The sequence below is a fragment of the Elioraea sp. Yellowstone genome, from assembly GCF_006704265.1.
GTDB lineage: Bacteria > Pseudomonadota > Alphaproteobacteria > Acetobacterales > Acetobacteraceae > Elioraea.
The window spans coordinates 1-12,552 of the sequence record NZ_VIKA01000096.1; the positions used below are offsets into that span (position 1 = coordinate 1).

Annotated in this window: 12 protein-coding genes, 1 tRNA gene and 1 pseudogene; 5 read left to right on the plus strand and 9 right to left on the minus strand. The window is 74.2% G+C overall.

Annotation, left to right across the window (positions count from 1 at the left end):
* On the minus strand, positions 1-384 hold a 384-nt coding region (locus FK498_RS19330; RefSeq protein ID WP_370510904.1), incomplete at its 3' end, for a hypothetical protein.
* A gap of 91 nt (positions 385-475) precedes the next feature.
* Between FK498_RS19330 and FK498_RS13035 the strand changes: the two genes are divergently transcribed.
* Entirely contained in the window at positions 476-1,147 is a 672-nt protein-coding gene (locus tag FK498_RS13035; protein ID WP_161988407.1) for a cytochrome b/b6 domain-containing protein, read from the plus strand.
* A 2-nt stretch (positions 1,148-1,149) separates the two neighbouring features.
* On the opposite strand, the gene FK498_RS13040 is transcribed toward FK498_RS13035, so the two are convergent.
* Positions 1,150-1,593, minus strand: coding sequence for a cytochrome c (locus FK498_RS13040; protein WP_141855242.1), 444 nt, complete (start codon positions 1,591-1,593; stop codon positions 1,150-1,152).
* Between the two features lie 161 nt (positions 1,594-1,754).
* Between FK498_RS13040 and FK498_RS13045 the strand changes: the two genes are divergently transcribed.
* Both FK498_RS13045 and FK498_RS13050 read left to right on the plus strand, forming a co-directional pair.
* The gene (locus FK498_RS13045) at positions 1,755-2,339 is read left to right on the plus strand and encodes a TIGR00730 family Rossman fold protein (RefSeq protein ID WP_141855244.1); all 585 of its coding nucleotides are present in this window, start codon (positions 1,755-1,757) and stop codon (positions 2,337-2,339) included.
* Positions 2,340-2,406: 67 nt separating this feature from the next.
* Positions 2,407-2,483, plus strand: a tRNA-Pro gene (locus FK498_RS13050).
* Positions 2,484-2,701: 218 nt separating this feature from the next.
* Here the strand turns inward: FK498_RS13050 and FK498_RS19335 are convergent.
* Positions 2,702-3,676, minus strand: a complete 975-nt coding sequence (locus FK498_RS19335; protein ID WP_370510905.1) for a DMT family transporter — start codon at positions 3,674-3,676, stop codon at positions 2,702-2,704.
* Between the two features lie 53 nt (positions 3,677-3,729).
* Here FK498_RS19335 and FK498_RS19340 point away from each other — a divergent pair, with 53 nt between their 5' ends.
* A complete protein-coding gene (locus tag FK498_RS19340; RefSeq protein WP_161988409.1) occupies positions 3,730-3,930 on the plus strand; it encodes a hypothetical protein in 201 nt (66 codons plus the stop codon).
* Between the two features lie 177 nt (positions 3,931-4,107).
* Positions 4,108-5,229 carry a non-hydrolyzing UDP-N-acetylglucosamine 2-epimerase gene (gene wecB / locus FK498_RS13060; RefSeq protein ID WP_141855248.1) on the plus strand — a complete coding sequence of 374 codons (1,122 nt, stop codon included), beginning with the start codon at positions 4,108-4,110 and terminating at the stop codon, positions 5,227-5,229.
* On the opposite strand, the gene FK498_RS13065 is transcribed toward wecB, so the two are convergent.
* The 6 genes and pseudogenes from FK498_RS13065 to FK498_RS13090 all read right to left on the minus strand — a co-directional run.
* Entirely contained in the window at positions 5,177-6,046 is an 870-nt protein-coding gene (locus tag FK498_RS13065; protein WP_141855250.1) for a hypothetical protein, read from the minus strand. The genes wecB and FK498_RS13065 overlap by 53 nt on opposite strands.
* Positions 6,047-6,059: 13 nt before the next feature.
* On the minus strand, positions 6,060-7,286 hold the full coding sequence (locus tag FK498_RS13070) for a hypothetical protein (protein ID WP_141855251.1): 1,227 nt from the start codon (positions 7,284-7,286) through the stop codon (positions 6,060-6,062).
* Positions 7,287-7,514: 228 nt separating this feature from the next.
* Positions 7,515-8,690: a M20 aminoacylase family protein gene (locus tag FK498_RS13075; RefSeq protein ID WP_141855253.1), complete on the minus strand. Its 1,176-nt coding sequence runs from the start codon at positions 8,688-8,690 to the stop codon at positions 7,515-7,517.
* A 100-nt stretch (positions 8,691-8,790) separates the two neighbouring features.
* Positions 8,791-10,056 (minus strand): c-type cytochrome, encoded by a 1,266-nt coding sequence (locus tag FK498_RS13080; protein WP_141855254.1) that lies wholly within the window; start codon positions 10,054-10,056, stop codon positions 8,791-8,793.
* Between the two features lie 20 nt (positions 10,057-10,076).
* Positions 10,077-12,035, minus strand: coding sequence for a molybdopterin biosynthesis protein (locus FK498_RS13085; RefSeq protein ID WP_141855255.1), 1,959 nt, complete (start codon positions 12,033-12,035; stop codon positions 10,077-10,079).
* A gap of 2 nt (positions 12,036-12,037) precedes the next feature.
* Positions 12,038-12,552, minus strand: a pseudogene (locus FK498_RS13090) (hypothetical protein); the annotation flags it as partial.

Sequence of the window (12,552 nt, forward strand, 5' to 3'; positions counted from 1 at the left end):
GACCACCGCGACCGGCCCGGCCGCACCCGCGACGGCGGCGAGATCCGCCGGCGTGCGCGGCGCGCCCAGCATCCACCACGCCGCCGCGCCCGCACCCGCGACCAGGACGGCGCCGCGCAGCCTCCGTCCGAGCGGGGCGAGGTCGAGCGCGGCGCCGATGAGGGCTGCGACGAGCGCGAGCCAGGGCAGCCGCTCGGGCAGCATGCGCGGCGTGATCAGCATCGCCCCGAACACGTCGAACAATCCGGCGGCGAGGCCGGCCCCGGCTGCGACCCCGGCGAGGGCGGGACGCGGGCGCGCCGCGAGAGCCGTGCCGAGCGCCACCGCGAAGGCGAGCAGCGGCGACCGCCAGGGGCCGAGCGCCATCAGCAACGGTTCGAGCACGGGTCGTTCACCTGCTCGCGCAGCCGTGCGGTCGAAGACGTCCCGGCCTCTGGCTATCGTCCCATGGTGGAGCAGGCGAAGGGGACGGCGCATGCGCGGCGAGGGCGACAGCACGGTCGAGGCCAGGATCTGGGATGCGCCGACGCGGCTCTTCCACTGGGCGCTGGCGCTGACGCTGGTGGGGTCGTTCGTCACCGTGCGGATGCATGAGATGCGGCTGCATGCGTATTGCGGCTACATGGCGCTCACGCTCGTGCTGTTCCGCCTGCTCTGGGGCGTGATCGGCAGCGAGAGCGCACGTTTCGCCACCTTCCTGCGCGGCCCGCGCGCGGCGCTGGCCCATCTGCGCCATCTGCTCGCCGGCCGGCCGGACCGCGAGACCAGCCACAACGCCCTCGGCGGCTGGGCGGTCGTGCTGATGCTCGGGCTGGTGCTGGCCCAGGGCACGACCGGGCTGTTCGCCAACGACGACATCCTGTTCGACGGGCCGCTCGTTCCCCTGGTCGGCAAGGAGGTCTCCGATCGGCTGACCGCCTGGCACTACCGCATCTCCGACCTGCTGCTGATCGTCGTGATCGCGCATGTGGCGGCGGTGATCGCCTACCGGCTGGCCGGCCACCGGCTGATCGAGGCGATGGTGACCGGCGCGAAGCGCCTGCCTGCGGGGGTGCGCCCGCCGCGGCTTGCCGGGCCAGTGCCGGCGGCGGCGGCGCTTGCGGTCGCCGCCGGCACGGTCTGGGCGGTGGTGAACCTGCTCGGCTGACCTCACCGCTCCGGGGCACGGTGCGGCCGGTGGCAGTTGCCGCAGGCCTGTCCGGTCGCCTCCAGCGCGCTGCGCAGCGCGCCGAGGTCGCCGCCTCGTGCGGCGGCGAGCAGGGCCTGGGCCTGGGCCGTGAAGGCATCCGCGCGACCCTCGAAGCCGGCACGGTCGGACCAGATCGTCGGCAGGGCACGCGTGCGCGCCCCCTGATCGCTGCCGGCCGGGAACAGGGTCTTGATCTTCGGCGCGTGCTCGGCGATCGCGCGCGCCGGCTCGACCGCGGCACTGGCAGGGCCGCCGGCCTGCACGACCGCCTGGATGGCGCGCATGCTGTCGCCCATCATCTTGAAGCCTGCCTGGCGCTCCTGGATGATCGCGGCACTCGCCAGTGCGGCGACGGGTGCGGCGACGGCAGCGGCCAGTGTGGCCGCGAGCAATGCTCTGTTCATCTCGGACTGTTCCCCTCGTCTGCGACTCGGCGATCGGTGCCGCGGCAGGATTGTTGCCGTGAACCGCGGTGCCGGCCGGCTCACGATCGTGTCAGCCCTGCGCGCGGCAGGCGATGACGGCGCCGATCCCCGGCGGTAGGGCGGGCCTGAAGGAGAGCGTGATGCAGCACCACTACCGTGCGGTTGCCGTGTTCTGCGGCTCGCGCGTCGGCGCCGATCCGCGCCACGCCCAGGCGGCCGAGCTGCTCGGCCGCCGCCTTGCCGAGGCCGGGATCCGGCTGGTCTATGGCGGCGGCCGGATCGGGCTGATGGGCCGGATCGCCGATGCCTGCCTCGCGGCTGGCGGCACGGTGACAGGCGTGATCCCGACCTTCCTCGCCCGCTGGGAGGTCGCGCATGCCGGCGCGCAGGAGATGATCGAGGTCGAGTCCATGCACGCGCGCAAGGCGCGCATGGCGGAGCTCGCCGATGCCTTCGTGATGCTGCCGGGCGGGCTCGGCACGCTCGACGAGACGATCGAGATCATCACCTGGCGCCAGCTGCGGCTGCACGACAAGCCGATCGTGCTGTGCGACGTGGCAGGCAGCGCGCAGCCGCTGATCGCCGCGATCGAGGCGGCGATCGGCGCAGGATTCGCCGAGGCCTCGGCGCGCAGCCTCTATGCGGTGGCGGAGGGGGCGGAGGAGGTGCTGCCCCTGCTGGCGACGCTCCGGCCGGGGACGCGGGCCGCCGCGGCGCTGACCTGATCCCAACCCTGCCGGCTTGCCCCGGGCGGGGCGTTTGCCTATACAGCCCGGCCTGATCCCCGGGTGTCGGAGCGTAGCTCAGCCTGGTAGAGCACTGTGTTCGGGACGCAGGGGCCGGAGGTTCGAATCCTCTCGCTCCGACCAGGGGATCGATGATCCGGCCGGCGGAGCCCGCGCCGGCGCGGCCGGCGGACGTGACGGCACCGGTCCGATCCGTCCCCGCCAGCATCGTCATCCCCCGACCGCAGATCCCAGCCGCAGGCGATCCACGCGGGCGCAGGTTGCGAACGCGTGGACTCGCCCGATCGGGTGACGATGCGCGCCGGGAATCCCCGGGCCGGCTCCGGCAGGCGGAACCGGCCCTAGCGCCGACGCCCACCGCCGAAGGCGAGGATCCCCGCCGCGAGGCTGATCGCCGCGCCGCCGATCCAGACCCAGAGGTCGGGGAACTCGCCGAGCACCAGCACGCCGAAACCGGACGCCCAGACGAGGCGGAGGAAATCCACCGGGTACAGCAGCGAGGCATCGGCATGGCGGAATGCCTGGCCGAGCGCAAGCTGGCCGAGGGTCGCGAGCGCGCCGATCGCGACCAGGAACATCAGCGTCCGTCCGCTCGGCCACACCCAGACCGGCAGCGCGAAGGCGAGGCTGATCGGGATCAGCAGCAGCGCCATCCAGGCGGCGATGGTCAGGCTGGTCTCGGTCCGGGCCAGGCTCTTGATCGTCGTCATCACCGCCGCCCAGAACAGGGTGGCGAGCAGCACGAGGCCGGTGCCGAGACCGAACGGCACCGCGCCCGGGCGCACGATCGCGACCGCGCCGGCCACCCCGAGGACGAGGCCCGCCAGCCGCACCGGATCGAGCCGTTCACGCAACAGAACGATCGCCATCGCCGTCGCAACGACCGGGCCGAGGAACGACAGTGCCGTGACCTTGGCGAGCGGTGCCAGGCTGAGCCCGAGGAAGTAGCTCAGCATGAACCCCGCGTTCAGCACCGCGCGGAACAGATGCGCCGGGAAACGCGCCGTCCGCAGGGCCGCGAAGCCGCCCTGCATGATCCAGGGCGACATCAGCAGCAGGCCGATGAGGCTGCGGAAGAACGCGGTCTCGAAAGGATGGACCTCGTGCGCAACGAAACGAATGAGGCTGTGGCTGCCGGCGAACCCGAAGGTCGAAATCACCATCAGGCCGACACCGCGCGCGGCCCGGGCGTCAATGGGGGGCAATCCGGCCATGAACGGCCGCGAGATGCGCACGAACCGCCGGGTTGTGCAACGGTGGCTCGGGCCCGTCTTGCCTTGCACGCCGATGCTCGCGGAATGCGACACCCGTTGCATCGGGCCGCGTGACTTGGCATCAGATTGAGCCGGCCGATACAGGGAGACGATCCATGGCGCGGAGCAAGTCCGGAGCGGAGAACAAGGTGCGGAAGACGACGCCGGGTAAGAGCACCCCCGCCAGCAAGCCCGCGAAGCCGCCCAGCCGGACGGCAAAGGGCGCCGCCGCGCCCGCAGTCCGGCCCGCCGAGGAGGCGCGCCTGTCGGTCGCGGCCGCCCTGCTCCGCAAGAGCGCGAGGCGGATCGGCATCTGATACCCGGCCGACAGAGGTTCGACCTTTGCCGGCCGGGCATCAGGCCTTGGTTTTGCGCGCGGCCGCCCCTTGAGCCCCGCGCGCCATACCCTCCGCACAAAGGTCAAACACTTGTGCTCCGGGTATGACGCGCCCCTCCCGCCCGACGCGCCACCTTCGACGCCCGCGCCGGCCAGGGTGAGGGGCTTCGTCGTCCACCTGGTCGCGGCCGCGCGCCCCAATCTGATGAAGGTGGCGCCGCTCTGGTGGGCGCTGAAGGACCAGCCGTGGTGCCGGCCGCGGCTGGTGCACACCGGCCAGCATCGGGATGCGGCGATGGCCGGCGCCATCATGGCCGAACTGGGCCTGCCTGCCCCGCATGTCGCGCTCGGCATCGCCGCCGGCACGCATGGCGAGACGATCGGCCGCACCATCGAGGCCTATGATCGCCTTCTGGCTGCCGACCCGCCCGATCTCGCGGTGGTGGTCGGCGACGTGCACGCCTCGCTCGCGGCCGCGATCGCGGCGCGCCATCGTGGCATCCCCCTCGCCCATCTCGAGGCCGGACTGCGCTGCTTCGACCGGAGCATGCCCGAGGAGACCAACCGCCTCCTCATCGACCACGCGGCCGACATCCTCTGGACGACCGATGCGGTCGCGGATGCGAATCTGCGGCGCGAGGGAATCGATCCCGTGCGCATCGAGCGCGTCGGCGACGTCACCATCGACACGCTGGAGATGATGCGTGGCGCGATCGCCGCCCATCCGGGGCCGGCGGGGCTCGGCCTCGTGCCGCATCGCTACGGCGTCGTCACGCTGCATCGTCCGGCGAATGTCGACCGCGCGGACACGCTCGCGCCGCTGCTCGCAGCACTGGCCGACATCGCACGCGACCTGCCGCTCGTCTTCCCCGTCCATCCGCGCACGGCGCGGCGGATGGCCGAGACCGGGCTGGCCCTGCCGCCGGGCGTGCACGGGCTGCCGCCGCTCGGCTATGTCGCGTTCCTCGCCCTGGTCGCGCGGTCCGCCGTGGTGATCACCGACTCAGGCGGCGTGCAGCAGGAGGCGAGCCATCTCGGCATCGCCTGCGTCACGCTGCGCCCCGCCACGGAACGGCCCGATACCGTCACCCGCGGCACCAATCGTCTCGCCGATGCGGCGACCTTGGCGGCGGCCGTCCACGCGCCGCGACCGGCCCATCCGCCGCATCACGACGGGCAGGCCCGGCTGCGCGTCGCGGCCGCGATCCGCCGCCTCGCCGGCGCGGTCAGCGTCCCGGCAGGCCGAGCAGCGGTCCGAGCTCCTCGATCAGCGTCCTGAGCGCGCCGAGCTGGCCGGCGAGGCTCGCGCCCTGCGGGACGGCCGAGGGTGCCGCGGCGACCGCGCCGGCGAGCCCGGGCGGCGGGAACCGATCCTGCATCACCTCCGCCTTCGAGAGCGACGTCGAGCCGTCGTAGTCGAAGCTCGCGATCAGCGACCAGCCGATCGCCACGCCGCCGAGCGCCCCGGCTCCGAGCGCGGCCGCGATCGCCTCCGGATCCGCCCCCTCGCTCAGCATCACGGCATAGGCGACGCCGCGGGCCAGCCGCGCGATCTCGGCGGCCGTCAGCACGCCGTCCGGCGCGACATCCGCCCAGGCCCAGATCGTCTCCAGGCAGGCGGCGGCATCACCGCCCGCACAGGCTGCCTCGATGCCGTCGAGGGCACCGAGGAAGGAGAGCCCCTCGCCATGCAGGGCCGCCAGGGCGGCCGGAATCGAGGTGCAGCGCCGCAAGGTCGTCGCCGGCGCATCGCCCGGCAACTCGGCGTCCGCAAGCTTGGCGGGCGGCTGCCGGACCTCCAGGCCGGAGGATGACGGGCGCAGCAGGAGCCGCGTCTGGTCCGCGTCGTCCGCAACCGCGAGGATGAAGCCGCCGGCCACCGGACCGGTGCGCGCGACGCGCCACAGGCGCTGCTGCCCGTGGCTGGGCAATGCCACCCAGCCGCGGCCGGTGGCGAACAGCATCGCCTCCGGCGCGGCGCATTCGCCGGCGATCCACAGCCCCTGCACCGCCGCCGGCAGGCCGGCGTCCTGGGCGTTCGCGGGGGTGGCGGCGGCGAGCAGCGCCGCCATCGCCAGAACCGGTCCCGGTCGCATCCTCTCCCCTCCCTCACGGCGCCAGCAGGATCTCGCCGCCCGCGCACAGATCGGCGGCGGGCACGCGCGTCTCCGCGCCGTTGCGGAAGCGCGCGGTCAGATCGTAGGCGCAGACCCCGTCCTGCGGCGGCGCGAGCGAGAGGGACCGGCCCACACCCAGCACCTGGTCGCCCAGCCGGTCGGGACCGCGCGCAGCCCCGGGCGGATCGGCGTAGAGCGCGATGATCGGCACCGGCCCGGCATTGACCAGCCGTGCGGCGCCGGCCATCGTCGCCTCGACCCAGCCCGGCTCGATCGCGAGCTCGCCGATCGCGCAGAGATCGATCCCCGCGCGTTCCTCGCGCTCCCCGTTGTCGTAGCTCAGCCGAACCGTGAAGTGGCAGCCCTGCGAGGCATCCAGCGCCACCTCGACCCGGTCGCCGTCGGAGAGGGTGCTCGCACCGAGCCGGTCCTCCCCCTCGTCGCGCGCGCCGTCGGGGAACACGTGGAGCGTGAACACGGTGCGCCCGGAGCGGTTCACCACCGTCACCTGCCGGCCGGAAGCGGCGCGTGCGCCGGGCGCGCCGACCGCGCCGGGAACGAAGGCCGCCGGATCCTCGGCGACCGTCCAGCCCGGCGCGATGGTCAGCGGTGCTGCCGCGCAGAGATCGACATTGCGCCGCTCCTCGGCCGCATCGTTGTCGTACTCCACCCGGATGTCGTAGACGCAGCCCTGGTCGGGCACCTGCGCGGTGAAGCGCGCGCCGGGCTCGACCGTGGAACTGCCGAGCCTGTCCTCCTGCCAGTCGTCGCCGCTCCCGGCGGGGCGGATGTAGAGAAACATGATGGTGCGCGGCCCGGCATTGACGAGGTCCACCTCGCGCGCGGGACCGGCGGCCGGCGCGCTGCGCGCGGCGACCACCTCGCGCTCGCGGCAGATGTCCACCCGCTCGCGCACCTCCTCCTCGCCGTCCTCGTAGACCATGCGGATGTCGGCCGAGCAGCCGAACCCGCCGGGCAGCCGCACCTGGAAACTGCCGCCGGGCGGCAGGATGTCGGAACCGAACCGATCCGGGCCCCAGTTGCGCGCGCCCGTGCCGCCGCGCGCGACGTAGAGCTCGTAGACGGCGATGTCGCCCTCGTTCTTCAGCGTGAAGCCGCTCGCCTGCTGCCGCTGCCCCTGTTGCGCCGCCGCCGGCAGTGGGGCAGCCGCGAGCGCCAGAGCCGTGGCGCAGACGAGGCCCGCGAGGATGGCGCTCATGCGTTTCATTGGCGTGACATCCTCCGTCCGGTCGCCGCACCGCTCTCCCGCGCTGCGCCGCACGATGCCATGAAGCCTTACGAGGCCGCAACCGCTTCGCCGGCTGCCGCCGAGGTTGCGCATGCCGTGCGCCCGACCGCAGCCTGCGCCGGTCCGGCGGGACGAGGAGGCGGAATGGACAAGGCGACGCGGAGCCGGCTCGGCGACCTGCGCGCCGAGAAGGACCGGTCAGCGCCGCGGCAGCTCCTGCTCCACCAGCGTCGCCCAGAACGCCGCCCCGATCGGCAGGATCTCGTCGTTGAAGTCGTAGCGCGGATTGTGCACCGGCACGCTGCCCGCGCCGTCCTTGCCGCGCTGGCCGATCCGCACGAAGCAGCCCGGCACCTTCTGCGCCATGTAGCTGAAATCCTCGCCGCCCATGCGCACCGGCAGGGTGCGATGCACCTTGTCCTCGCCGAGCAGCGCCGCCGCCGCGCGCGCCGCCGCCTCGGTCGCCTCCGGCGCGTTGATCACCGGCGGATAGCCGCGCCGGTAGTCGAGCGTGACGGTCGCACCGAACGCGGCGGCGACCGACTGCGCGATCTCGCCCATGCGCCGCTCGATCAGGTCCTGCACCTCGGGCTTCCGCGTGCGCACCGTGCCGTTCAGCATCGCCTCCTCGGGGATCACGTTGCCGGCCGATCCGGCATGGAACTGCGTGATCGAGACGACCGCCGGATCGGCCGGATCGATCCCGCGCGCGACGATGCTCTGCAGCGCCAGCACGAGGTGCGATCCCACGAGCACCGGATCGACCGTCTGGTGCGGCCGCGCGGCATGGCCGCCCCTGCCGGCGATCGTGATCGTGAACCGGTCGGAGGCGGCCGAGACCGCCCCCTCCGCCACCGCCATCTCGCCCACAGGCATCTGGTAGTCGTTGTGCGCGCCATAGACCCGGTCGCACGGGAAGAGGTCGAACAGCCCCTCCTCGACCATGATCCGCCCGCCGCCCAGCCCCTCCTCGGCCGGCTGGAAGATGAAATGCACCGTGCCGTCGAAGTTGCGGGTCTCCGCCAGGTACTTCGCCGCACCGAGCAGCATCGCCGTATGCCCGTCATGGCCGCAGGCATGCATCCTTCCCGGGTGCCGCGAACGGTGCGGGACGTCGTTCGCCTCCTCCATCGCCAGGGCGTCCATGTCGGCGCGGATGCCGATCGCGCGCGGGCTGGAGCCGACCTTCAGCGTGCCGACGACACCCGTGCGCGCGAGGCCGCGATGCACCGCGATGCCCCACGCCGTGAGCTTCGCCGCCACGATCTCCGAGGTGCGATGCTCCTCGAGCCCGAGTTCGGGATGGGCGTGCAGATCGCGGCGCCACTCGGTCATCTCGGGCGCCATCGCGGCGAGGCGGTTCGGGACGGGCATGCGGCGCTCCATCATCGGAAGAAAAAGCCTGGGGGGACGACGGTCGTCCCCCCAGACCCCCCTCCAGCTATAGACGAACACCAGACACCGGCAAGGCGCCTCAGCCGCGCGTCTCGCGCTCCAGGAAGTCGAGCAGCGCCTCGAGGTCCTGCGCGTTGCCGACCACCTGCTCGGGCATCTTCGTGCCGGGGGTGTAGGTCGCAGGGCCGAGCGTGAACAGCTTCGCCACCGTCTCGCGCGTCCAGACGATGTCCATGCCGCGCAGGGCCTCGCTGTAGGGGTAGTCGGGCACGGACGCGATGCGCCGGCCGAACAGGCCCGCGAGCGTCGGCCCGGCGCGGTTCGCCGACCCGCCCTTCAGCGTATGGCAGGCGGCGCAGGCGCGGAACACGCGCGCACCCGGATGGTCCGAGGCGACCTCCGTCTCCGGCGCCGCCACCGCTCCGCCGAGATGCGCGCCTGTCTCGACGTCCCAGCGCCGCACGCGCCGGTCCGACCCGCCGGTCCAGAGCACGCCGTCCGGCGCGAAGGCCGCCGCCCAGATCGGCAGCCCGGGCCCCGTCAGCGACCGGATCAGGCGCCCCTCCGGCAGGGCCCAGATCGCGACACTGCCGCGGATTCCGCCCGCCGCCAGCCGCGTGCCGTCGGCATTCGCCGCCAGCGTGATCAGCGGCGCCGTGCCCGCGTCCAGCCGGCGCGCGACCCCGCCGCCGGGCGAGACGAGGAACACCGTGCCCTCCGCACCCGCCGTCGCCACCGTGCCGTCCGGCAGCACCGCCAGCGCGTTGAGGGGGAACCCGACCTCGGCCAGCACCCGCGGCGCGCCCTCGAGCGGCCAGAGCCGCACCGTGCCGTCATACCCGGCCGACACCACCGCAGATCCATCGGGCAGCCAGCCGACCGCGTTCACCGCGTTCTCGCTGTGGCCCTCGAAGACGCGCGCATCCCCGCCCTCGACCGGCCAGACGCGCACCTTCCGGTCCCACGACGCCGCCGCGATCAGCCCGCCGCGCGGCGAGGCGGCAACCGCCGCGATGCGCGCGCCCACACTCTCGAACAGGCGCACCGGCTCGCGCGCATCCGCGCGCCACAGCGCGATCCGGCCGTCCTCGCCGCCGGTGACGAAGCGCCCGTCCGGCAGGAACGCCACCGCATCGACCGCGCCGTCGTGCACGCGCAAGACCGCCTCCGCCGCGCCGCGCGCGGGCGACCACAGGATTGCCGACTGGTCGAAGCTCCCCGACACCACATGCGCGCCGTCCGGGCTGACGGCGATCGCCTTCACCGGGCCGCCGTGACCGCGCAGCTCCGCTTCGGCCGGCAGGGCAAGCAGGGCGAGCAGCAGGGCGATGGCGATGCGGCGCATGAGGACCCCTCCCCGGCCGCTCAGGATGACGGCGAGAACCCGAGCGCCGTCAACGCCTCGCGCGTCGGGGCCGCGGTCAACACTTCGCGGAACGCCCGCACGGGCGCCCGTTCCAGCCGCGCGACCGGCACCGCGAAGTCGTAGTGCTCCTCGGCGAGCGGGATGAAGCCGAGCCCGTAGGCGCGCGCCACGGTGGCGATCGCCACCCCCCAGTCGGCGCGGCCCTGCGCGACCGCCGCGGCGACCGCGTTGTGGCTCTTCGGCTGGTTCAGGAACCCGGGCGGGCGCGCGCCCTTCAGCAGCCCGTCGATCAGCACGCGCGTGCCGCTGCCGGCGTTGCGGTTCACCATCAGGCAGACGGGATCGGCGAGCGCGGCCGCCACCGCCGCCTCCGCGTCGCGCCCCTCGAAGCGCGCATCGCCCCTGCGGAACACGATCCCCTGCATGCGCCGCCAGCCGGGGATCAGCGCGACACCCTCGGGCAGCAGCGGGCGGTTGTATTCGCCGGTCCTCGGATCGAGCAGGTGCATCGGCGCGAGGTCGCACTCGCCGCGCCGCGCCGCCGCAAGCCCGCCGAGCGAGCCCACGTTCAGCACCTTCGCCGCGATGCCGCGCTCCGCCAGCAGGCCCGCGATCCGGTCGAGCCCGACGCAGTGGCTGCCGATCACCACGAGGTCCGCCGGCCGCACGCCGCGCCCGATCAGCGTCACCGTGACCCGCGCGCCGGCCTCCACCGCCTCGGCGAGCGCGGGCACGGCGACGAAGCCGTCGGCGAGCGAGAACGCGGTCACCGCGCCCGAACCCTTCGCCAGCGGATAGGCGGCAAGCCCCGCCTCGCCCTGCACCAGCGAGACCATCGCGTACTCGGTGCGCCCGAGTTCCGAACCGAGCCGCACCGCGAGCCGCGCCTCGACGGTCTCGGCCCCGGTCTCGGCCAGCCCGGCCATGGCCCGGATCAGCGGGGCCACGAAGCCATGGAAGGTGAACACCGCCGAGGTCGGGAAGCCGGGCAGCACGATCAGCGGCCTGCCGTCGGCCACCGCGAGGCAGAGCGGCTTGCCCGGCTTCAGCGCCACGCCGTGCACGACGATCCGCCCGAGCCGCGACACCACGCGGTAGCAGAGATCGCCCGCGCCCTTCGAGGTGCCGCCGGAGAGCACGACGAGATCCGCCGCCGCCAGCGCCTCCGCGAGCGCCCGTTCCAGCGCCGCCTCGTCGTCCGGCACGATGCCGAGCGGCAGCGCCTCGCCGCCGGCCTCGGCCACCGCCGCGGCGACGATCGCGCCGTTGCTGTCGTAGACGCCCGCCGGACGCGGCGCGGCACCCGGGGCGACCAGCTCGTCGCCGGTCGAGAGCACGGCGACGCGCGGCCGGCGCAGGACCACGACCTCCGCCCGCCCGACCGCCGCCAGCATGCCGAGTTCGCGGCTGGTGAGCACGCGGCCGCGCCGCAGCACCGTCTCGCCGCGCGCGATGTCGCTGCCCGCGCCCCCGACATGCGCGCCCGGCGCGACCGGCCGGCGCAGGACGATCCGGTTGCCGCCGTCGTCCTCCTCCGGCTCGGCGTGCTCGACCATCACCACCGCATCCGCGCCGCGCGGCATCATGCCCCCCGTCGCGATCAGGCTCGCCGTGCCCGGCTCCACCGCCAGCGCCGGGGCATGGCCGCAGGCGATCACCTCCGGATTGAGCCGGAGCCGCACCGGCGCGGTCTCGCCGGCGGGGATGGTGTCGGCGGCGCGCACGGCGAAGCCGTCGACCACGGAACGGTCGAAGCCCGGAACATCGACCTCCGCGACCACGTCCTCGGCCAGCACGCGGCCGAGGGCGGAGGCGAGCGTCACGGTCTCGGTGCCGGGCGGGCGCGGCGCGAAGGCCGCGGCGAAGCGGCGCCGCGCCTCCTCCTCCGGCACGACCTCGAGGAACTGCTCCTGCCGGGCGGCGGCGCGCACCGCGGCCATCGCATCGAAGGGCGGCATGGTCAGGGCCGGAACCTCTGCACGGACACCGGGGCGCCCGCGGGCAGGCCTTCGCTCGCGGGCGGCAGCACGACGATCCCGTCGGCCTCGGCGAGGGCGGCAAGCGTCGGCGCATCCGGCGCGGCGAGAGGCTCGGCGGTGTCGCCGTCGAGCCGCACCAGCACGAGGTCCGTGAACCCGACCGCCGAGGCGATGCGGCGCGCGAGCCGCGCGGCTGTGGTGCCGGGCTCCGGGCACCCGGCGAGACGGCGGACCAGCGGCGCGCCGAGCGCGAGCCAGCCGAGCCAGGCGGCGGCTCCCTCGGGGAGGAGGAGGATCGGCGGATCGGCGTCGAGGTCGAGCGCCGCCTGCTCGATCGGCCGCGCGGCAAGGCTGGGGATGCCGTCCGCCGGCGCGATCACCAGGTCCGCCCCGCCGTCCGCGTCGGGCGTGCCGACGGCGGCGCGCAGCATCGTCCCGACCGCGCCGGCGAGATGGACCACGACGCGCGGGCGGGCGCGCACGGAGAGCCGCATGC

What these genes read in the sequence shown, in the direction of transcription:
- FK498_RS13035 (WP_161988407.1), top strand. Translation starts at nt 476, where the DNA reads ATGCGCGGCGAGGGCGACAGCACGGTCGAGGCCAGGATCTGGGATGCG.
- FK498_RS13040 (WP_141855242.1), bottom strand. Translation starts at nt 1,593, where the DNA reads ATGAACAGAGCATTGCTCGCGGCCACACTGGCCGCTGCCGTCGCCGCA.
- FK498_RS13045 (WP_141855244.1), top strand. Translation starts at nt 1,755, where the DNA reads ATGCAGCACCACTACCGTGCGGTTGCCGTGTTCTGCGGCTCGCGCGTC.
- FK498_RS19335 (WP_370510905.1), bottom strand. Translation starts at nt 3,676, where the DNA reads ATGCAACGGGTGTCGCATTCCGCGAGCATCGGCGTGCAAGGCAAGACG.
- FK498_RS19340 (WP_161988409.1), top strand. Translation starts at nt 3,730, where the DNA reads ATGGCGCGGAGCAAGTCCGGAGCGGAGAACAAGGTGCGGAAGACGACG.
- FK498_RS13065 (WP_141855250.1), bottom strand. Translation starts at nt 6,046, where the DNA reads ATGCGACCGGGACCGGTTCTGGCGATGGCGGCGCTGCTCGCCGCCGCC.
- FK498_RS13070 (WP_141855251.1), bottom strand. Translation starts at nt 7,286, where the DNA reads ATGAGCGCCATCCTCGCGGGCCTCGTCTGCGCCACGGCTCTGGCGCTC.
- FK498_RS13075 (WP_141855253.1), bottom strand. Translation starts at nt 8,690, where the DNA reads ATGCCCGTCCCGAACCGCCTCGCCGCGATGGCGCCCGAGATGACCGAG.
- FK498_RS13080 (WP_141855254.1), bottom strand. Translation starts at nt 10,056, where the DNA reads ATGCGCCGCATCGCCATCGCCCTGCTGCTCGCCCTGCTTGCCCTGCCG.
- FK498_RS13085 (WP_141855255.1), bottom strand. Translation starts at nt 12,035, where the DNA reads ATGCCGCCCTTCGATGCGATGGCCGCGGTGCGCGCCGCCGCCCGGCAG.